Origin of the sequence: Cytobacillus oceanisediminis, from assembly GCF_022811925.1 — a bacterium.
GTDB lineage: Bacteria > Bacillota > Bacilli > Bacillales > Cytobacillaceae > Cytobacillus > Cytobacillus oceanisediminis_D.
The window spans coordinates 4,073,033-4,092,418 of record NZ_CP065511.1 but is presented as its reverse complement, the minus strand read 5'-3'; the positions used below and the strand labels follow the sequence as shown (position 1 = coordinate 4,092,418).

General features: G+C 40.8%; 20 protein-coding genes, 1 other RNA gene, 1 pseudogene and 1 riboswitch. Of the genes and pseudogenes, 12 read left to right on the top strand and 10 right to left on the bottom strand.

The features are described 5' to 3' along the window. Positions 1–35: 35 nt before the first annotated feature. From gpsB to IRB79_RS20455, 5 genes are all read left to right on the top strand, one after another. Positions 36–335 (top strand): cell division regulator GpsB, encoded by a 300-nt coding sequence (gpsB, locus tag IRB79_RS20475; protein ID WP_243504530.1) that lies wholly within the window; start codon positions 36–38, stop codon positions 333–335. 81 nt (positions 336–416) lie between these two features. Continuing rightward, positions 417–805, top strand: an RNA gene (gene rnpB, locus IRB79_RS20470) — RNase P RNA component class B. Positions 806–1,013: 208 nt separating this feature from the next. Continuing rightward, positions 1,014–2,153: a THUMP domain-containing class I SAM-dependent RNA methyltransferase gene (locus IRB79_RS20465; RefSeq protein ID WP_243504528.1), complete on the top strand. Its 1,140-nt coding sequence runs from the start codon at positions 1,014–1,016 to the stop codon at positions 2,151–2,153. Positions 2,154–2,230: 77 nt separating this feature from the next. Then, positions 2,231–2,398, top strand: coding sequence for a hypothetical protein (locus IRB79_RS20460; RefSeq protein ID WP_009332689.1), 168 nt, complete (start codon positions 2,231–2,233; stop codon positions 2,396–2,398). A gap of 223 nt (positions 2,399–2,621) precedes the next feature. Continuing rightward, positions 2,622–4,550 (top strand): ATP-dependent DNA helicase, encoded by a 1,929-nt coding sequence (locus IRB79_RS20455; protein ID WP_243504526.1) that lies wholly within the window; start codon positions 2,622–2,624, stop codon positions 4,548–4,550. Between the two features lie 36 nt (positions 4,551–4,586). Here the strand turns inward: IRB79_RS20455 and IRB79_RS20450 are convergent, their stop codons facing one another. The 6 genes from IRB79_RS20450 to IRB79_RS20425 all read right to left on the bottom strand — a co-directional run bounded on the left by IRB79_RS20450 (position 4,587) and on the right by IRB79_RS20425 (position 8,111). Next, on the bottom strand, positions 4,587–4,886 hold the full coding sequence (locus IRB79_RS20450; RefSeq protein WP_243504524.1) for a metal-sulfur cluster assembly factor: 300 nt from the start codon (positions 4,884–4,886) through the stop codon (positions 4,587–4,589). Positions 4,887–4,897: 11 nt separating this feature from the next. After that, positions 4,898–6,148 carry a hypothetical protein gene (locus IRB79_RS20445; RefSeq protein WP_243504521.1) on the bottom strand — a complete coding sequence of 417 codons (1,251 nt, stop codon included), beginning with the start codon at positions 6,146–6,148 and terminating at the stop codon, positions 4,898–4,900. A gap of 4 nt (positions 6,149–6,152) precedes the next feature. Continuing rightward, on the bottom strand, positions 6,153–6,359 hold the full coding sequence (locus IRB79_RS20440) for a DUF2249 domain-containing protein (RefSeq protein WP_221878142.1): 207 nt from the start codon (positions 6,357–6,359) through the stop codon (positions 6,153–6,155). Then, a complete protein-coding gene (locus tag IRB79_RS20435; RefSeq protein WP_243504519.1) occupies positions 6,356–6,598 on the bottom strand; it encodes a DUF2249 domain-containing protein in 243 nt (80 codons plus the stop codon). The genes IRB79_RS20440 and IRB79_RS20435 overlap by 4 nt, the downstream gene beginning before the upstream one ends. A gap of 205 nt (positions 6,599–6,803) precedes the next feature. Continuing rightward, positions 6,804–6,944: a hypothetical protein gene (locus tag IRB79_RS20430; RefSeq protein WP_221878140.1), complete on the bottom strand. Its 141-nt coding sequence runs from the start codon at positions 6,942–6,944 to the stop codon at positions 6,804–6,806. 6 nt (positions 6,945–6,950) lie between these two features. Beyond that, positions 6,951–8,111 (bottom strand): MFS transporter, encoded by a 1,161-nt coding sequence (locus IRB79_RS20425; protein ID WP_243504516.1) that lies wholly within the window; start codon positions 8,109–8,111, stop codon positions 6,951–6,953. Positions 8,112–8,267: 156 nt separating this feature from the next. Between IRB79_RS20425 and IRB79_RS20420 the strand changes: the two genes are divergently transcribed. Both IRB79_RS20420 and IRB79_RS20415 read left to right on the top strand, forming a co-directional pair. Further along, positions 8,268–9,779, top strand: coding sequence for a carboxypeptidase M32 (locus IRB79_RS20420; RefSeq protein ID WP_279401034.1), 1,512 nt, complete (start codon positions 8,268–8,270; stop codon positions 9,777–9,779). Between the two features lie 65 nt (positions 9,780–9,844). Further along, positions 9,845–10,765 carry a DMT family transporter gene (locus IRB79_RS20415; protein ID WP_243504513.1) on the top strand — a complete coding sequence of 307 codons (921 nt, stop codon included), beginning with the start codon at positions 9,845–9,847 and terminating at the stop codon, positions 10,763–10,765. Between the two features lie 141 nt (positions 10,766–10,906). Here IRB79_RS20415 and IRB79_RS20410 read toward each other — a convergent pair. The 4 genes and pseudogenes from IRB79_RS20410 to IRB79_RS20395 form a co-directional block, all read right to left on the bottom strand. Further along, positions 10,907–12,262, bottom strand: a pseudogene (locus IRB79_RS20410) (IS1182 family transposase). A 124-nt stretch (positions 12,263–12,386) separates the two neighbouring features. Further along, positions 12,387–14,042, bottom strand: coding sequence for a b(o/a)3-type cytochrome-c oxidase subunit 1 (locus tag IRB79_RS20405; RefSeq protein WP_243504510.1), 1,656 nt, complete (start codon positions 14,040–14,042; stop codon positions 12,387–12,389). Further along, positions 14,042–14,518 (bottom strand): cytochrome c oxidase subunit II, encoded by a 477-nt coding sequence (locus IRB79_RS20400; RefSeq protein ID WP_113884614.1) that lies wholly within the window; start codon positions 14,516–14,518, stop codon positions 14,042–14,044. The genes IRB79_RS20405 and IRB79_RS20400 overlap by 1 nt, the downstream gene beginning before the upstream one ends. A gap of 20 nt (positions 14,519–14,538) precedes the next feature. Further along, entirely contained in the window at positions 14,539–14,688 is a 150-nt protein-coding gene (locus IRB79_RS20395) for a cytochrome c oxidase subunit 2A (protein ID WP_113884615.1), read from the bottom strand. Positions 14,689–15,050: 362 nt separating this feature from the next. Continuing rightward, positions 15,051–15,152: riboswitch (purine riboswitch) on the top strand. 155 nt (positions 15,153–15,307) lie between these two features. Here IRB79_RS20395 and IRB79_RS20390 point away from each other — a divergent pair. The 5 genes from IRB79_RS20390 to IRB79_RS20370 all read left to right on the top strand — a co-directional run bounded on the left by IRB79_RS20390 (position 15,308) and on the right by IRB79_RS20370 (position 19,357). Next, on the top strand, positions 15,308–15,910 hold the full coding sequence (locus IRB79_RS20390; RefSeq protein ID WP_243504507.1) for a xanthine phosphoribosyltransferase: 603 nt from the start codon (positions 15,308–15,310) through the stop codon (positions 15,908–15,910). After that, positions 15,907–17,217, top strand: coding sequence for a nucleobase:cation symporter-2 family protein (locus IRB79_RS20385; protein WP_243504505.1), 1,311 nt, complete (start codon positions 15,907–15,909; stop codon positions 17,215–17,217). Before IRB79_RS20390 ends, IRB79_RS20385 begins: the two co-directional genes overlap by 4 nt. A gap of 103 nt (positions 17,218–17,320) precedes the next feature. Then, on the top strand, positions 17,321–17,470 hold the full coding sequence (locus IRB79_RS20380) for a hypothetical protein (RefSeq protein WP_221878754.1): 150 nt from the start codon (positions 17,321–17,323) through the stop codon (positions 17,468–17,470). A gap of 236 nt (positions 17,471–17,706) precedes the next feature. Then, positions 17,707–18,789 (top strand): type III polyketide synthase, encoded by a 1,083-nt coding sequence (locus IRB79_RS20375; protein ID WP_243504502.1) that lies wholly within the window; start codon positions 17,707–17,709, stop codon positions 18,787–18,789. Positions 18,790–18,793: 4 nt separating this feature from the next. Continuing rightward, complete coding sequence (locus IRB79_RS20370; RefSeq protein WP_279401033.1) at positions 18,794–19,357, top strand: isoprenylcysteine carboxyl methyltransferase family protein; 564 nt, start codon at positions 18,794–18,796, stop codon at positions 19,355–19,357. Positions 19,358–19,386: the final 29 nt, after the last annotated feature.

Sequence of the window (19,386 nt, the reverse complement as noted above, 5' to 3'; positions counted from 1 at the left end):
TTAATTATGATTGGCCATATACTGAGGTGAGTGTCATGCTATCCGATAAAATTAATTTAACTGCAAAAGATATTTTGGAAAAAGAGTTTAAGACAGCCATGAGAGGCTATAAGCCAGAAGATGTTGATAAGTTCTTGGATTTGGTCATTAAAGATTATGAAGCCTTCCATCAGGAAATTGAAGATCTTCAGCAGGAAAATATAAGATTGAAAAAACAGGCTGACGAAGCTTCACGCAGACCTGCAGCACAAACTGCAGGTACAACCAATTTTGATATTCTAAAAAGATTATCAAATCTGGAAAAACATGTTTTTGGCAGCAAATTGTATGATTGACAGGAATTATCATTTTTTCCTGTTTAAAACCATTGCTATTCCATCACAGATTACATATAATATTCTTTGTGATCATTAATAGCGTTCGGGTAATCGCTGCAATATATTTTATATTGTAGAGGAAAGTCCATGCTCGCACAGGCTGAGATGCCTGTAGTGTTCGTGCCTAGCGAATTCATAAGCTAGGGCAGTCGGAGCTAGCTCTGGCTGACGGCAGGGAAAATGCCTAAGTCCTTCTGGATATGGCATGAATACCTTGAAAGTGCCACAGTGACGTAGCCTTTTCAGAAATGAAAAGGGTGGAACGAGGTAAACCCCGCGAGCGAGAAACCCAAATGATGGTAGGGGCACTTTCCCTGAGGAAATGAACAACGGGAAGGACAGGCAGATGCCTGTAGATAGATGATTACCACCTGAGTACGAGACATTTGTCGCTTGCAGTACTACGGTACAAAACATGGCTTACAGAACGTTATTAGTGAGACAGTATGAGTGTTATAAATTCAAGCTCTCCTTTTTAGGAGAGCTTTTTTACTTTGCTGCATGCTGGCATAAAATAATGGAACCTAACAGGCCTTCATTGCGGCTAAGCATATAAACAGATATACTTTATGTGTTGATTACAAAGTCCAGTTAGGGTATACATAATAGAAATAAGAATTAGGTTAGGGTGAAAATATGTCTAAATACGATTTAATCGCCACTACGGCCATGGGACTTGAGGCACTCGCTGCCAAAGAAGTGCGCGATCTCGGATATGAATGTGAAGTTGAAAACGGCAGAATAACATTTAAAGGCGATGAGGCTGCAATTGTCCGGTCGAATTTATGGCTGAGAACAGCAGACAGGATTCGCATAAAAGTTGGAGAATTTAAAGCAACAAGTTTTGATGAGCTTTTTGAGAAAACAAAATCGCTGCCCTGGGAAAAGTATATGCCTGAAAATGCCGAATTTCCTGTTTCAGGAAAATCTGTGAAGTCCAAGCTTTTTTCAGTTTCCGATTGTCAGGCTATTGTCAAGAAAGCAATAGTGGAACGCATGAGAACAAAGTATCAGAAGACAGGCTGGCTCGAAGAAAATGGGCCGTTATTTAAAATAGAAGTTGCTCTTCATAAAGATGTAGCACTTTTGACCATCGATGCCAGCGGAAGCGGCCTCCATAAACGGGGATACCGTGCAGGGCAGGGGGAAGCACCCCTAAAGGAAACACTTGCAGCTGCACTGGTTATGCTGACTAATTGGAACCCGGATAAGCCATTTGCTGATCCATTCTGCGGATCTGGCACTATCCCGATAGAAGCAGCATTAATAGGCCAGAATATTGCACCAGGTTTTAATCGTGAATTCATTTCGGAAGGATGGTCATGGATTCCTGAAAAAGTTTGGGAAGATGCAAGAACTGAAGCTGAAGATCTGGCGAACTATGATCAGCCTCTCGATATCACAGGTGCTGACATTGATCACAGGATGGTGAAAATAGCTGAAGAAAATGGTTTTGAAGCTGGATTGGGAGATTTAATAAACTTCAAACAAATGCAAGTCCGCGATTTTACGACTGCTAAGGAATATGGTGTCATTGTCGGAAATCCTCCATATGGGGAGAGACTTGGTGAGAAGGCTGCGGTACAGCGAATGTATGCTGAAATGGGCAGTGCCTTGGCCCCTCTTGACACATGGTCCATTTATATCCTGACTTCAGACGAAGAATTTGAAACTCACTTTGGAAAAAAAGCGACTAAGAAACGCAAGCTCTTCAATGGCTTTATTCGCACAGACTATTATCAGTACTGGGGTAAAAGACCGCCAAGAAATAATTAGTATTTAAAATAAAAGCATAATTCCTCCTGAAACTGTATAGAATATTTCTATCTGATTCTTTTTCAGGAGGGGTGGCAATGAAACATTCCAGCATCGATTTTAATAAAATTTCCCAGGCGCTGAATGGAACACTTGAAGCAATACAGGGAGATGGTGATCCATCAGCAGAAGCACTGGAGAGTCTAAGAAATGCACAGGACGAATTGCAACAGGCATTGTCATTTTCTATGTCACGTGTCAACTAATCGTCAATATTGAGCAGGGGGCTGCCTTTAATAGCACCCCTGTTTTTTTATGTGAAAGATCAATATTCGATTTTTTGATAAATCTTGACAGTTGCAGTATTTGAGATAAAATTATATGATGTTCATTTGTTTATTAACAATCTAAATATGAAATAATGATAGAACTGAAATCAAAGCGTCTGGATAAAAAGGCGCTTTAACTTTTTAATTACGGAGGGGTAACATGTCTAACCGAATGCCTTTTGCCGTATCCAAGAGCGAATCTTTTTACGAAAAGCTAAGCGAGTGGATCGGAGATGTTTTTTACGATATATTGCCTGAAGCAGGATTTGAGATTCGGGATGAGCAAATATTTATGGCCTTTCAGCTGGAGAAGGCATTTAAAGACAAGAGTGTTATATTTGCTGAGGCAGGTGTAGGGACCGGGAAAACGATTGTTTATCTTTTATATGCAATCAGTTATGCAAGGTACATAAACAAACCTGCTATTATCGCCTGTGCGGATGAGACTTTAATTGAGCAGCTTGTGAAAAAGGAAGGAGATATTGCCAAGCTGGAGAAAGCACTGGGGTTGAATATTGATGTCAGGCTGGCAAAGTCACGTGATCAATACCTATGCTTAAATAAGCTGGACAAGCTCGTAGCGAATGATGTTCATGATCATTATAACCGCATTTTTGATGATCTTCCGGATTTTGTTCAAACAGGCTCTTCCATGCAAAAGTTTGAGAGATATGGTGACCGGAAAGATTATCCTGATTTGCCGGATGAGCATTGGAAGAATGTATCGTGGGATTCAATCCAGGATTGTTTTACTTGTGAGAAGCGCCACCGCTGCGGTCAAACCCTCCATAGGGAATACTACCGGAGCGCAAAAGACTTGATTATTTGTTCGCATGATTTTTATATGGAACATATCTGGACCAAGGAATCAAGAAAACGTGAAGGGCAGCTGCCCTTGCTTCCTGAGAGCTCCTGTGTGGTTTTTGATGAAGGCCATTTATTGGAATATGCATCCCAAAAGGCTCTGACCTATCGTTTTTCTGAGCAGATACTTGAATCCATTTTAACAAGGCTCATGGCTAATGATGTACGTGAAAAAACGCTAAATATCATTGAGGATGCTATTTACCAGAATGAGCATTTCTTTTTAACACTTGCCATGTCCGCTTCGGGTGACACAGGCTCTGACAAGAAAACGATTGAAAAAACTGCCGATGTAATGAGAGAAGGCCGTAAACTGCAGAGCTTAATCAATACACTTGAGGAAGAATTGGTGTTTGAAAGCGAAATGTACGTTATTAATGAATATGACTTAAAAATTGTCGAAGAATATCTTGAGCAAATTGCATACTCACTTTCACTGTTCCTAAAGGATTTAAAAGGAATTACCTGGTTTGAAGAAAATAATGGGGAAAGAACCCTGGTCATCATGCCCAGAATGGTGGAAGATATTATGCGGGAAGAAGTATTTTCCCAGAAGAAGCCGTTTGTATTCTCTTCAGCAACATTGTCAGAGAATAAATCCTTTGATTATATGGCAAAGAGCCTCGGAGTAGATGATTATTTATCTTTTACCGTAGACTCCCCGTTCGACTATGAAGAAAATATGGTCATTCGCATGCCGGAATTTGCAGAGGAAACAGGCTTAGCGAAGATGGAATATATACTGGAACAAATTAAGCTGACAGAAGGTAGGGCTTTAGTATTATTCAATAGCCCTTCTGAATTGGCAGAATTCAAAGCCTTTGCATCAGGAAAATTGAGTGTGCCAGTCTTTTTTGAAGGGGATGCAGAAATAAGTACCCTCGTGTCAAATTTCCAAAATGATGAGCATTCAGTCCTCTGTTCTGTTCATTTATGGGAAGGCCTTGATATACCGGGAAGATCCCTGGAAAATGTGCTTATTTTTGGCTTGCCATTTCCTCCTCATGATCCGGTCTTTACAGCCAAAAGAGAAGGTTCATCTGATCCTTTCAGAGAGGTTGATCTCCCATATATGATTCTTCGGTTAAGGCAGGGTATTGGGAGATTAATTAGAACACATGAAGACAAGGGTACAGTTCACATTCTGATGTATAAAAATGAAAACCAAGAAGTACGCGAAACGATAAAAAAGGTTCTGCCTGCAGAGCCATCCATAAAAAGCTGAACAAAGGCAGTGCCCCAAGCGGGCACTGCCTTGTTCTTAACCTCTCAAAAGCTGATTTGCTTCAGGTGTCATACGGGCAGGGGTCCAGGCTGGCTCCCAGACAAGGTTGACCTCAACATCAGAAAATTGATTCAGATCTTCAATGCAATACTTTACTCCGCTGACTATACTGTCATGGAGCGGGCATCCGGGTGTTGTCAGAGTCATGGTAATAACTGCCTTGCCATCATCGGGAAAATCAATATCATAAATAAGTCCCAAATCAACCACGTTTATATTTAACTCAGGATCCATAACTCTTTTTAGATTGCTGAGAACTAATTCTTCTGGATTCATGTTCATTCCTCCTATTTTTTTAAAACAGAAATAATCAAATAACAGAAAACAATGCTGGCGCCAGCCGTTAAAATCTGGCCGGATAGGAACAGGACAAGGTGTTTATATGCAATGGAGACTGTCACACTGAGTATACCGAGAATGAAAGCGGAAAGAACCGGAATGGCTGCCTTGTCATTCATCATATCCTTGAGCGAAGGTACACTCTTTTTGCCGATTTCATTGCTGTATTTCCAAGTCCACCATAGGAATGGCACAATTTTAAATAGATAACCAAGAATGCTCAATGCTACCCAAAGCAAGAGGTATGCAAATGCCAGATACCCAACGGTACTTTCAAAGCTGCCGGTAAGCGAGCATATGAAAGCTCCCAGGTGGATGGCCAGTCCTGCAGGTATAGCGAGAAGAGCAAATCGGAATGAATAATCAAGCTTTTTCTTTACTCTTTTCTGCAGGATTTGCAGCATGTGCCAGGCGAAGAATGCAAATCCGCCTGCCAGGATCATTAATGCAATGGTAAGAAGTGAACTTATCTCTGTAAAAAAAGAGATAACTGCGGCAGCCAGACCTGCTGCATAAACCGTAAAGACATATTTGGCCGGCTTCATGCTATAGCCATGAGACAAAGAAAACATGGGAACCATTTTATAGGAAAATCCAAAAATCAACAGTGTAAACCAGCCCGCTGTTCCAAGAAGTATGTGGCTTTTAAAGACTGCTTGATAATAATCAGAAATAAATCCTGTTTTCATGCTGTAGACCATGATGATTCCCATTAGAATAGCAGTTAACAGACTAATCAGTGCAGTTCCCACGAAAAGAGTCAATACATTGGGCTTCGCCTGCTGCCTTAAAGTCATGAACATTTGCAGCAGAAACATTAAGATGCCTGTTAAAGTAATAAGCCCAGGCAGCAGTGCACTCTCTGGATTATGAAATAAACTATGGGCAAAATATAATATTCCAAAGGCAGTAACCGTAAATTGGATAAAGCCAAACCTTTCATTCCATATTGGTGTTAGAAAGGCCACTGGAATGAGCTGATACATGGCTCCCATTGCTGTCATCAGCGCCCATCCCAATATAAACAGATGAGCGGCTGACCAAATTGCGGGTACACGAAATTGGCTGTTAATGATGGAATCGCCTTGAAAAAGAATGAGGGCCATAGATCCTATTAAACAGATCAAGCTGAAAAGTATAAATGAAAAAGGAAGTTTGATATTGGTCTCATTTTTTGTATTGGCCAGCAACGGGATCACCTGCTTATTTCTTAATTTCTATTAAAAAGCTTCCATCTTCCTGTTCGGCAGTTACATGCCTGCAGCCCATTTCGTCCAGCTGTTCATAAAGAAACATGGGTCGCCTGTCATTGATGATTGATAAGGTTTCTCCTTCTGGAAGGCTTTCAAGAGCTGCAAGTGTTCTCAGCATCGGCTGCGGCGGCTCCAGCCCCCGGTTATCCAGCTTCATTTTGACGCACCTCTCTTAGTAAAGATCACTTTCCAATGTTTCTTGTCAATTTCTTCAGCTTTATATTCAAACCCTTTTGCCTTTAATACTCCAAAAAGAGGGATGGGCTTAAATGGGGCATGCAGAATAAAAACATCTTCGGCATCAAGTCCAGATACCGCAGACATGATTTTCTGAAACGGCTCCAATTTGTTTTTTATATCCTCTCTTACATCGAGTTCAACGACTTTGTTTTCCATTCTGATCTCTCCTTTAATTGGCTAATGGTTTAAATTAGTTGCCAATAACAGTGAATCAACTGCAGTGAGAATAGTTATTAATTGCTTTAAGTTTAACAGCGGCAGCTTTTCAAATAAGTGACATATATCATATTTCGAAGAACATTTTTCAGAAGGCATTATAAAGTTATAAAATAATCATTGGAACAAAAAAATCCGCAGATGCCTACTCTGCGGATTCTTCCTGTTCTTCAATACATTCAAAACAGATTGTTTCATTTTTTTCATTATGGACTCCGTTGAAGAATCCATCAAGACAGTATAGGTCTTTGCCGCAAACAGAGCAGCTGCCAACTAATTCTTTCATTTTCGGTCACTCCTGGCTCTTTAATAATTGGGAACTCCGCTTTTTAAAGTATATGAACATGCCGCATACCGTTAACAGTAAAAGTGTTGCGGCGATCAAAAACCCTATATTGAAAGTTACTCCCAATAAACCTAATAGGGTGGAGCCAGCTACAACGCCCAAAGAAAAAAAGGCATAGAAGAGGCCAAACGCCTTTCCTCTTGTTTTTTCTGTTGTATGGCTGGCTATAAGGGCATTAATGGAAGGGAATAAAAGAGCAAACCCGGTGCCGTAAAGAACCATGCATAAAAACATGAATGCAAGAGAAGAAGCTGAACTTAGCAGAATGAGGGCCATCCCAATGATCAGCATTCCTGCAAGCATGCTATTGTGAGGCTTATATATATCAAAAATTTTATTAATGGGCAGCAGAAAAATAAGGATTGCGGTTATTCCGAAAGTGCTTAATAAAATCCCGCTGAATATCGAATCAAATTGCAGAGCTTCTACCTGAAGTGGAAGAAGATAGGCAAGTGCTCCCTGGGCAAACATGAGTGAAAAAGCTCCTAAATAGCTTGCTGCAAGCATAGGATTCTTTAATAATGGAAGCATTTTTTTAGAATGAGAGCTTTCTTCTTTAACTTTTTTCAGATTCCCTGATGGCAAAAACACAAAGGCCAGGATTGCACTGGTGATCATCGTTGCTGCTATAATTAAAAAGACCCAGTTTATGCTGTAATTGGAAGCAATCACAGCGCCAAAAGCAGGCCCGATAATGGCAGAACAGCCAACAGCAGCGCCTGATACAGCCATTTTTTTACCTTGTTTGTGTGATTTTCCGCGGTCTGCAATGACTGTAAAAGCGGCAGGTACCAGAAAGCCGCCAAATAACCCATGAAAAAATCTTACTGTAATTAAATGCATAGGTGTCTCAGCAAATGCATACAGGACTAAAATCATGCCAGTTAAGGAAAGGCCAGAGACCAAAACTTTTTTTGCTCCGCTTTTATCTATCCAATAGCCTGCTAAAATATTGCCTATCATATTCGAGAAGGAATACATCCCAACAATCAATCCCACAAAGGCTGGGGAAGAGTCAAAGGTTTTGGCAAAAGGGCTCATAATGGGGAGCTGGGAAAATGTATCTATAAATGCTGCAATAACGATAAAATAAATCAAAAATTTCATGCTATCTCACTTTCTGGTTAGTTCACTTTCCACCATTATAACTCTTTGGCCGGCAGGTTAAAAAGAAAAACAGCAAAAGGAAAAAGATTATGATGACTGCCTTTTCAGAAAAATGTGATAAAATGATACTGTAATAGATATAGAGGGGGAAATATTGTGGCAGAATCACTAAAACAGACAGAACAGCAATTCCTTGATTATGTCAAAAAAATGACGGCCTATAATGAAGCCATCGGGCTGATGTATTGGGATATGCGGACAGGCGCACCCAAACAGGGTCTAGAACAGCGCTCCGAAGTGATTGGAATGATTTCCTCAGAAGTATTCAGAATGTCTACATCTGAGGAAATGGCTGCATACATAGCGAAACTTTCCAGCCAGGAAAATCTTTCTGAAGTGACATTGAAAACTCTTGAAGAATGTAAAAAGGATTATGATCGAAATAAAAAAATTCCTGAAGAGGAATACACGGAATATGTCATCCTGCAATCCAAAGCTGAAAGCATTTGGGAAGATGCAAAGGCGGGCTCAGATTTTGAAATGTTCCAGCCTTATTTAGAAAAGCTTGTTGAAATGAATAAACGATTCATTTCTTATTGGGGATATGAAGGAAACAAATATAATACTCTGCTGGATATGTATGAACCTGGTGTCACTGTTGAAACACTTGATCAGGTTTTCGGGCAGCTGAGGGAAAAAATTGTTCCGCTGGTTCAGCAAATTTCCGAATCACAGAATAAACCAGACACCAGCTTCTTATTTGAACACTTTTCCAAGGACAAACAGCGGGATTTCAGCCTACAAGTTCTTGAACAGATGGGCTATAACTTTAAAGCAGGACGCCTGGATGAGACTGTTCATCCTTTTGCAACCGGTTTAAACCCTGGTGATGTCCGAGTAACAACCAAATATGATGAAACAGATTTCCGAACAGCTGTATTTGGCACGATTCATGAAGGCGGGCATGCTCTATATGAACAAAATATTTCTTCTGACCTGGTGGGCACTCCGCTTTGCTCTGGAACATCCATGGGAATTCATGAATCACAGTCATTATTTTATGAAAACTTTGTTGGAAGACATTTTTCTTTCTGGAAAAGGAATTATGACCTTCTTAAAGAATATGCCAGCGGTCAATTTGATGATGTGCCAATAGATGCTTTTTATCGTGCCATTAATGAATCAAAGCCTTCTTTAATCCGTATTGAAGCAGACGAATTAACATATCCGCTTCATATCATCATCCGATATGAAATTGAAAAGGGCTTGTTCAATGATGAAATCGAAGTTAAAGACCTTCCTGCAATCTGGAATGAAAAATATGAACAATACCTGGGAGTAAAGCCTGAAAACGATGGAGCAGGCCTTCTGCAGGATGTTCACTGGGCAGGAGGAAGCTTCGGTTATTTCCCTTCATATGCTTTGGGCTACATGTATGCAGCACAGCTTAAAAACAGCATGTTAAAGGACTTGCCAAACTATGATGAATTACTTGAAGAGGGCAATTTGCTGCCAATCAAAGAGTGGTTTACCAAAAATGTGCACCAGTTCGGCAAAATGAAAAAACCGCTTGAAATCTTAAATGATGTCACTGGAGAAGGCCTGAATGCCCAGCATTTAATTGATTATTTGTATGATAAGTACGGTAAGGTGTATCAGCTGAAATAGGTGTTTATTAATAATTTGAGTAAGAGGGTGGTCTCAGCCATCCTCTTACTTCATGGAGAGAAATAATGAAGAAAATACTTCCATTCTTAATGATTGCTCTAGGAGCTAGTCTATGGGGCATTATTGCTGTGTTTGTTAAAGGGCTCGGAGATTATGGATTTACGGCTATGGAAATTGTGGCCACGAGAGTTTTTTTTGCAGCAATATTTCTCGTTCTTTTCGGAATTGTGCGTTTCCGGAACTGCTTTAAACTGGAATCAGCCTTTGACATCAGACTTTTTGCCGGAACCGGAATACTGAGCATCGTCTTTTTTAATTATTGTTATTTCACAGCGATGAACCAAATCAGCATATCAATGGCAGTCGTTCTGCTTTACACAGCTCCAGCATTTGTTACTGTATTATCTTACCTTTTCTTAAAGGAAGGGATAAATCTGGGGAAAATTGCAGCTGTGGCAGGCACGATTTTGGGCTGCATTCTAGTTGCCGGAGTAACAGCAGGCATCGGTGATATTACTCTGCTAGGAATTCTGACGGGATTGGGTTCTGGGTTTGGCTATGCGCTGTATACGATATTCGGAAAATTTGCGTTAAGAAAATATCATCCGTTTACAGTTACGCTTTATACATTCCTCATTGCATCGGTATTTCTAATCCCGGTAACAAGACTATGGTCAAAAGCTGAAATTTTTTTAAACACTGAAGTCTTGTTCCTTAGTATTGGTCTGGGATTTGTGCCTACGGTTCTCGCCTATTTTGTATATACATGGGGACTGGAAAAAACGGATGGAAGCAAAGCAGCTGTCATCGCTACAGTTGAACCAGTCGTGGCCATGCTTCTAGGAGTAACACTCTACGGGGAAAGTCTCGGTGCAGTCCAGATTGCGGGTGCTTTGCTGATACTCAGTTCGGTAATTATTGTGAATTTGCCTTCAAGAAGGAAAAATGCGGGAATGGTGGCTGACTCAAGCAAGCTTGAACACTAAAACACTCCGTCCATATTGGAACGGAGTGTTCAGTTTGTAGACAAAAGGGGTTCGGAATAGTCTCATTCCGAACCCCTTTTTTGATTTTTTATTGGATTTGAAGGGATTTTAGAGAATTCTAGACCTCTCCGAGGTCATCATTTAGGCCATTTCTGGACTTTGCCAAGTCCAGTTGGCCATCTTCTTCAAATTCATGGCAGCGAAAGTAAGCATCGCCTGCATCGACAATTTTTTAAGTCCCCTTAGGGTTGTCCAACGCATGCCATGCTTTTCTTTTGCATCTGCGAATACACGTTCAATTGTTTCTTTGCGTTTCTCATAGATCGGTTTGACGTCTTGATGGTGACGAAGGTGATCTGCTTCTTCCACGTGTTCCTCCCACACATGTCGTTGAATCAGTTTTGATGTGCTTGACTCTGTGTGCATTGAGACAAGAAAGGGCATCCAGCACAAATTCGCGGATCTGATTTATATTGACGATACCCTTCCTTTGTAGTCGTTGTATATTTTAATATCTCACCAGCTGGGCAAATGTAACAGTCAAAATGCTCGTCATAAACATACTCATGTTTTCTGAAGTAACCCTCTTTGTGCGAGGTCGTGTGTAAGGTAAAGCAGGTGTGATATCGTTTTTCAATAAGTAGCTCGTGATGGCAGGTGTTTTATAAGCTGCGTCTGCCGCAACAGCTTCTGGTTTACTAACTTTCTCGATGACTTGTTCAACCAATGGCTCTAAAATATGACTATCATGCGTGTTACCCGGGGTTACAATTGTGCCTAGCACGAAGCCGTTGCGGTCTGCGGCCGCATGGAAAGAATAGGCGAACTGTTTTGTACGCTCATCTTTTACATAGTAGCCACTCTCTAGGTCCGTTGTACTCTCCTTAATTTCTTTGTATTCTTCCTTATCAAACTTATCTGGTGGAAACGGCTTTTTTCCATGATCCTCACGGTCTTGGTTAATCTCCTCTTGAAGGCGTTCTTGATAGGCACGTGTTTCTTTTCGAACAACTTTCTTTTCAAATTTGCGCTTATTTGCACTCGCTTTTACATGCGTAGAATCTACAAAAACGTGTTCAGCACTAATTAAATTCTTTTCAGTTGCAGTTTTTAAGATTCGGTAAAATATCTGTTCAAAGAGATCGGTGTTTTTAAATCGGCGCTCATAGTTTTTACCGAAAGTTGAGAAGTGAGGAACTTTATCGTGGAAACCATAGCCTAAAACCATCGATAAGCCATATTCGTTTTCAATTCTTCAATTGTTTGACGCATGGAGCGAATACCGAAGGTATATTGAATAAATGAGAGTTTAATTAATATTACAGGGTCAATACTTGGGCGCCCTACCTCTGAATACATATCTTTTACCAAGTCATAGATGAATGAGAAATCAATCGCAGCCTCAATTTTGCGAACCAAATGGTCCGCTGGTACAAGTTCGTCTAAAGCAATCATTTCAATTTGATCCCGTTGAATTGGATTATGTTTTGAAAGCATTTTACTCACCTCAAGCATTGTATTACTTCTATTTTAAAATAAAAAAGACTGAAGACAAGCACGATTTTCATCGAGTTTGTCGACAGTCTGAACACTCCGTCCATATTGGAACGGAGTGTTATTTCTACCAGAGTTTATATCCTTTAGCCCCAGGAGGTGCATTTTGAATTAAATCTATAAATGGAATGGTGTAGGCAAATAGAATAAGAACAACCGTAATTCCAAGCCAAAGCTTCCAATTTTCAAATACCATTGGTGCTTTTTCGGCTTCATCAGCAGCTTCTCCGACAGGGAATTCCTGCTCTCCCTTTGGTGCGAAAAAGGCAAGGTTGATGAAGATATAAAGCATTAAGATGATGCCTATAAATAGGATAGTACCGCCTATTGCCTGTGCAACCTGATATGGAATCCATTCTGCTGCCTGTGCTGCTCCGCCATATTCAGAATATGACGAACGGCGCGGTGCTCCTAGAAGACCGGCAGCATGCATGGCACCAGACATGAATGTCATTCCGATTGCCCAGATAACTGCTTGGATGATCCCTAATTTATTCATCGCTTTTGTTAATGTTCTTCCTGTCAGATGAGGAATCAGCCAGTAAGAAACCCCAAAGAATGTAAGTACTACAGATGTTGCCACTGTTAAGTGAAAGTGGCCGGTTACCCAGATCGTGTTATGAACAACCTGGTTCATCTGGTGGGACGCATTAACGATACCGCCTGCACCCGCTGGAATAAAGGCAACCATCCCGATGAAAGGAACAGTAAATCGGGCATCTCCCCAAGGCAGTTTTTTTACCCAGCCGAATAATCCAGTGGCCCCTTTGGAACGGCCAAAGCTTTCAAAAGTGGCAAATAGAGAAAATGCAGTCATCAGAGATGGAATGACAACCAGGAATGTTAGGATAACCTGAAAGAATTTCCATGCTGGATCAATTCCCGGCTCCATTAATTGGTGGTGAAATCCGACAGGGATTGAGAACAGCAGGAATAAAATGAATGACATGCGTGCTAATGAATCAGAAAAAATCTTTCCGCCGATGACTTTAGGAATTACAACGTACCAGGCCATGTAAGCCGGCAATAGCCAGAAGTACACAAGCGGATGTCCGAAATACCAGAATAGAGTACGGCTGACTCCGATATTTACTGTTTCTACAAACCCCAATGACCAAGGAAGAAGCTGGAAAAGAACAGTAGACGCTACGCCGATTGTTGCCACAATCCACATCATCGTGTTGACCAATGACATAAAGGTTAATAACGGACTCGGCTGTCCAGGATTTTTTCTTCTCCATTCTGCATATTTCATAATGATTGCTGCCCCGTCAATCCAGCTTCCCACTATAACAAGTGTTAAACCGATATAGTACAATGCATGTGCCTGAAGAGGAGCATAGAAAGTATAAAGAACAGTAGCTTCATTCAAAAGGATCATGACAGCTGCAAGAACAGTTCCTGCGGTCATAAGCCAAAAACCGATCCAGCCGGCAATTCGCTGTTTATTTGTAAGGGTCCCTGATGTTTTGCTTGTTGCAGCGATCTGGAAGCCCATTATAAAAAAGGTAGTAAGTACAAGTCCCAGTACAACACCGTGAACCGTGAGAATTTGGTAATACCCGATGCCTGCTGGAAGCTCGAATTTACCTGAGCGGACCAAAGTCTGCAATAAACCAGCAAGGCCGCCTATTGCTAAAGCTGTAAATGCAACGAAAAAGTGAGCCATTGCCAATTTTCCGTCACGGCGGTCAACTTTTAACTTTGCTGAAGGATTAAACATTATTCCACCACCTTAATTTTAGACGACATCATGTGGTGACCAACACCGCAATATTCATTACATACAATTAAGTATTCGCCTGTTTTATCAAATGTTGTAACATGTTCACTGATATAGCCGGGTTCAAGCATCATGTTGATATTTGATCCTGCAACTTCGAAACCGTGGACGACGTCTTTGGTTGTAGCGATAATTTTCACTTTAGCACCATATGGAACCTCCACTTCAGCTGGGCTATAGGAAAACGCGGATGCTACGTATACCAATTCGTAATCCCAATCTTTCCCTTCTACCTTTTTCAGTCCTGGCTCATTAAATGGAGCGGTAGTATCGACCTTTTCAGGGTCGATTGTTGCCAAACAGCTTGGAGGCTGATTGCCCAGGTAAAATGCGCTGACTCCCAAGACTGTTAGAAAAACAAGCAGCGATCCGATTCCAAAAGTGAGCCAGGCCTTTTCAAATTTATGCATATGCATGGCTTTTTCCCCTTTCTAACTTAAAAGCGGCTGATAAATAATGAATAAACGCCTACCCATGTAATGATCAGGAAGAATCCTAATAAGAAAACGGAAGCTAGCGTTCCCTTTAAGGAAGAGCTATCCTCTATTTCAGTTTTTGTTTTTCGGCTGAGTTCCGTTTTCGCCATTGTCCTTCACTCCTTTCGAATATTTGGAAAAAGTATATGATTACACTTTCATAATACAAAACATTTAGGAAGATTCTAGATGCTTTCAGTGAGTTCACAAATTGTTCATTCGTAACTTAAACACTATGATAATGGTGAAAAATTGATATTTAAGTGATATATGTCACAAAACACACCCGTAAATTGTGAAAAAACTGTGAAGGTTTATTGAAGCTACATAAGACAGGCTAATTTATTTCAAGATAAGCATACTGAAGAGGGTGAATAATCTGATTAGCGAACAATTTTCTGATAATATATTATTTAGTTCGTATTTAGTTAAAGATTTAGATTGAAGTATTAGTAAATGATGTTATAATGTTAATAAATTAATAACATTCACTCATATAATCGCGAGGATATGGCTCGCAAGTTTCTACCGGGTTACCGTAAATGATCCGACTATGAGTGAGCAATGTACAGGACGTTTTTTGCCATCCTTGTTTGCCTGCAGCTTAGATCAATTAGCCTGAAGGCCATTGCTTCACTCATTTTTATGATGTGAATGCGATGGGCTTCAGGCTTTTTATATGGCCGGAATGGGTATTTGAGGGCTTTCTATCATAGAGGAGGATGCAAAATGGATATGCTTATTGAAAAAATAAAAAGCGAAGGGATTGTTTTATCGCCGGCAGTTTTAAAGGTGGATTCTTTTCTGAACCACCAAATAGATCCCCAGCTAATGCATGAAGTCGGCAAAGAATTTGCAGATAGATTCTCCAGCAGCAGGATTACAAAAATATTGACTCTCGAATCTTCGGGGATTGCGCCAGCTGTAATGGCGGGGCTCCAGCTGAATGTTCCAGTTGTCTTTGCGAGAAAAAGAAAATCTCTTACTCTGGTAAATGACCTGATTACAGCCTCTGTCTATTCTTTTACTAAGGAAGAAACAAGTGAAATTTCTGTTTCAAAGAAATATCTTTCAGAAAAAGATAATGTTCTTATAATCGATGATTTTCTAGCGAATGGACAGGCAGCATTGGGTCTTGCGGATATAGCGAAAAAAGCGGGATCAGCAATAGCAGGGATTGGAATCGTTATTGAAAAAGGCTTTCAAAATGGCGGACAGCTGCTGAGGGAAAAGGGATTTCGGGTTGAATCTTTAGCAATTATTGACTCGCTTGAAAACGGCATGATCAGCTTTGATAAATCAGCAAAGAAAATGGAGGAATTGATGCGATGAATCAGAATCCGCTTAAAATTGCTTCCCTTGGAATTCAGCATGTCCTTGCCATGTATGCAGGCGCAGTAATTGTACCATTGATTGTAGGAGGGGCCCTGGGATTAACAGGGGAACAGCTTACCTATCTAGTTTCAATTGATATTTTTATGTGCGGTATTGCAACACTTCTTCAAGTATGGCGCAGCAGATTTTTTGGGATTGGCCTTCCTGTTGTTCTTGGCTGCACATTTACTGCCGTTGGACCTATGATTGCGATTGGCGGGCAATATGAGATACCAGCAATCTATGGTTCGATCCTTGTTTCAGGCTTGTTTGTTGTAGCTGTTTCAAAGTACTTTGGAAAACTAGTGAAATTTTTTCCGCCTGTCGTGACAGGGTCGGTAGTTACAATTATCGGAATTACGTTAATTCCTGTTGCAATGAACAACATGGCTGGAGGACAGGGAAGCCCGGACTTTGGTTCCATGACAAACATAGCATTGGCTTTCGGAACTTTGCTGTTCATCATTATTCTCTTCCGCTTCTTTAAAGGCTTTATTCGAGCGATTGCCATTTTGCTGGGGCTGGCTGCTGGCACCATTACAGCGTTTTTTATGGGCATGGTAGATTTCTCCGCTGTTGGGGAAGCTTCCTGGTTTCATATGCCATCACCTTTCTATTTTGGCATGCCGACATTTGAGGTGACAGCGATCCTCACTATGATTCTCGTAGCAATGGTCAGTTTAGTTGAATCTACTGGCGTATATTTTGCCCTTGGTGATATCTGTGAAGAAAAATTGGAAGAAAAGGATCTGTCAAATGGTTATCGTGCCGAAGGACTTGCAATCATCCTTGGTGCTGTCTTTAATGCTTTTCCTTATACAACATATTCGCAAAACGTCGGACTTCTTCAGATGTCAGGCGTAAAAACAAAAAATGTCATATATACAGCAGGGGCGTTTCTTGTACTGCTTGGGCTAGTTCCGAAAATCGGCGCATTGACAACCATTATTCCAACTCCCGTATTAGGAGGCGCAATGGTAGCTATGTTCGGTATGGTAGTCGCCTATGGAATAAAAATGCTCAGCAAGGTAGAGTTCTCCTCTCAGGAAAATTTATTAATCATTGCCTGCTCTGTCGGGATGGGATTGGGAGTAACAGCCGTTCCTGAACTATTCGCGCAAATGCCTTCCAGTGTGCGCATCCTGACTGATAATGGAATAGTAGCAGGCAGTGTGACGGCAATTCTTTTAAACATCGTATTCAATGTTGCTAAAGGTAAAAAAGCAGTTCAGCCTGCATCTTTTGCGGAGCAGAAGGCTTCATAATTCTTCTTAGCGGCAATCACAATAATTCTGGCAATCAATATAATATTCTATCGGTATTTTACATTTCCGAAGCGATTGTTTCTCGCAAGAAAGAGAGTGTAATGTGATGGAGAAATATTATTGTGATAACTGCCGGCTTTTATATAATGAAGAAGAGGTTTGTGCTGCTTGCGGTATCCTGGTTACGAAAAAAATATATATAGAAGTACAAAAGCATCACAAAAACAATAATGGATTGGATGCATCAGAATAACTATGTAATGGGCCAGCCATATTTATTGAAATGCTTGGCCCCAGCGCTAATTGGAAAAGATTTAGTAATGCTATTCATTTAGTTATTCCTTTATAATAAAGATGCACAACAACTCCTTCAAAACACATTGCTTCCTCCAAATGGGGGGAGCTTTTTTTTGCTTGATTGTACAATTTTGAACATAAATTGCTTTTATTTGGAAAAAATAAAAGAAAGCAAGCGGAGGAGAGTCATGTATGCCAGCAATTGTATCAGTTGCAGAAGCAATACCTGAACATGTTCTGACACAGGATCAGGTAATGGATTTTGCCAGAGATTTATTTTCAGAGTCTTTTAAGGATATTGAACGCCTATTGAAAGCTTTCCGCAACGGCCAAATTGAAAAGCGCTACTTTGCAAAGGGACTAGAATGGTTTAAAACAGATAAATCATTTGAAGATCGAAACAATGCTTACATTGAACAGGCTATTGAACTGGGTACAAAGGCGATAAAGAGCTGTCTGGAAAATGACATTTTCCTGAGCAAGAATCTCCAATGCGATGAAATCGATGCCATTTTTACTATTTCAAGTTCAGGAATTGCCACACCGAGCATTGAAGCAAGAATCATGAATAAGCTTCCATTTTCTGAACATACGAAGCGAATACCGATATGGGGACTGGGTTGTGCGGGCGGCGCATCAGGACTTTCAAGAGCCTATGAATATTGCCTGGCTTTCCCTGAAGCAAAGGTACTGGTTTTAACCATAGAATTATGCAGTTTGACCTTTCAGCGCAATGACCGGTCAAAGAGCAATCTAATCGGGACCTCACTTTTTGCTGACGGTGCAGCATGCGCGCTGATAACGGGTGATGACGTTCAAAGGGATTTTCAAAAGGTGTCATCCATTCCAAGAATTTTGGGAACCCAGTCAACAACGATGCATAATTCTTTGGATGTAATGGGCTGGGAAGTAAAGAATGAGGGCTTATATGTGGTTTTTTCAAAGGACATACCATCGATAATAGAGAGCTGGCTGAAGCCGAATGTAACGGAATTTCTAAGGGGAAAAGGCATTGAAATGGAAGAGATAAACCATTTTGTTGCCCATCCTGGCGGTAAAAAAGTCATTGATGCTTATCAGAAAGCACTGCAATTCGATCCTGATATGACAAGAATTTCACTTGATGTATTAAAGGAGTTCGGGAATATGTCATCTGCAACCATTCTTTACGTACTGAAAAGGTTTATGGAGATCGGCCGGCAGGGAGATACCGGGCTTGCAACAGCCCTCGGCCCGGGATTTAGCTCGGAATTACTGCTGCTGGAATGGGAGTGAATACATGCTGTTCAAAATATTTGTTGCTGCCATCATTTTGCAGAGGGCAGCAGAGCTTGCTGTAGCCCGAAATAATGAAAAGTGGATGAAAGGCCGGGGCGCACTGGAATTTGGCCAGCGGCACTATCCCTGGATCGTTGCGGTTCACGCTTCCTTTTTTATTTGCTATCTGCTTGAAGTAACCATCGTTGAAAAAGACCTGTCCCCTTTTTGGCCTATTCTTCTTATTCTTTTCTTTCTTACCCAGGCGGGAAGAATATGGGCACTATTCTCTTTAGGGAAATACTGGAATACTAAAATCATTGTCATGCCGGGGGCCAAGGTTGTCAAAAGGGGGCCATACCGCTTTATAAAGCATCCAAATTATGTAATTGTAGCTGCTGAATTTCTCGTGATACCTTTAATGTTTCAGGCTTATGTCACAGCGGCTGTATTTACCCTGCTAAACATAATGGTACTTTCGTTCAGGATACCAGCCGAAGAAAAAGCACTGAAAGAATTGACAGAATACGAAGAAGCTTTTTTACGATTAAGACCTGGCCTGAAAAGAGATATTAAAAAAGTTTGACAATTTTAAAATCCCTATTGAAAATGATT

Excerpts from the sequence above, each read along its gene's own strand:
- IRB79_RS20440 (WP_221878142.1), bottom strand. The coding sequence starts at position 6,359 with ATGAAGCTGGATAACCGGGGGCTGGAGCCGCCGCAGCCGATGCTGAGA.
- IRB79_RS20390 (WP_243504507.1), top strand. The coding sequence starts at position 15,308 with ATGGATATGCTTATTGAAAAAATAAAAAGCGAAGGGATTGTTTTATCG.
- IRB79_RS20465 (WP_243504528.1), top strand. The coding sequence starts at position 1,014 with ATGTCTAAATACGATTTAATCGCCACTACGGCCATGGGACTTGAGGCA.
- IRB79_RS20405 (WP_243504510.1), bottom strand. The coding sequence starts at position 14,042 with ATGTTTAATCCTTCAGCAAAGTTAAAAGTTGACCGCCGTGACGGAAAA.
- gpsB (WP_243504530.1), top strand. The coding sequence starts at position 36 with ATGCTATCCGATAAAATTAATTTAACTGCAAAAGATATTTTGGAAAAA.
- IRB79_RS20455 (WP_243504526.1), top strand. The coding sequence starts at position 2,622 with ATGTCTAACCGAATGCCTTTTGCCGTATCCAAGAGCGAATCTTTTTAC.
- IRB79_RS20450 (WP_243504524.1), bottom strand. The coding sequence starts at position 4,886 with ATGAATCCAGAAGAATTAGTTCTCAGCAATCTAAAAAGAGTTATGGAT.
- IRB79_RS20430 (WP_221878140.1), bottom strand. The coding sequence starts at position 6,944 with ATGAAAGAATTAGTTGGCAGCTGCTCTGTTTGCGGCAAAGACCTATAC.
- IRB79_RS20375 (WP_243504502.1), top strand. The coding sequence starts at position 17,707 with ATGCCAGCAATTGTATCAGTTGCAGAAGCAATACCTGAACATGTTCTG.
- IRB79_RS20425 (WP_243504516.1), bottom strand. The coding sequence starts at position 8,111 with ATGAAATTTTTGATTTATTTTATCGTTATTGCAGCATTTATAGATACA.
- IRB79_RS20385 (WP_243504505.1), top strand. The coding sequence starts at position 15,907 with ATGAATCAGAATCCGCTTAAAATTGCTTCCCTTGGAATTCAGCATGTC.
- IRB79_RS20370 (WP_279401033.1), top strand. The coding sequence starts at position 18,794 with ATGCTGTTCAAAATATTTGTTGCTGCCATCATTTTGCAGAGGGCAGCA.
- IRB79_RS20395 (WP_113884615.1), bottom strand. The coding sequence starts at position 14,688 with ATGGCGAAAACGGAACTCAGCCGAAAAACAAAAACTGAAATAGAGGAT.
- IRB79_RS20460 (WP_009332689.1), top strand. The coding sequence starts at position 2,231 with ATGAAACATTCCAGCATCGATTTTAATAAAATTTCCCAGGCGCTGAAT.
- IRB79_RS20435 (WP_243504519.1), bottom strand. The coding sequence starts at position 6,598 with ATGGAAAACAAAGTCGTTGAACTCGATGTAAGAGAGGATATAAAAAAC.
- IRB79_RS20400 (WP_113884614.1), bottom strand. The coding sequence starts at position 14,518 with ATGCATATGCATAAATTTGAAAAGGCCTGGCTCACTTTTGGAATCGGA.
- IRB79_RS20415 (WP_243504513.1), top strand. The coding sequence starts at position 9,845 with ATGAAGAAAATACTTCCATTCTTAATGATTGCTCTAGGAGCTAGTCTA.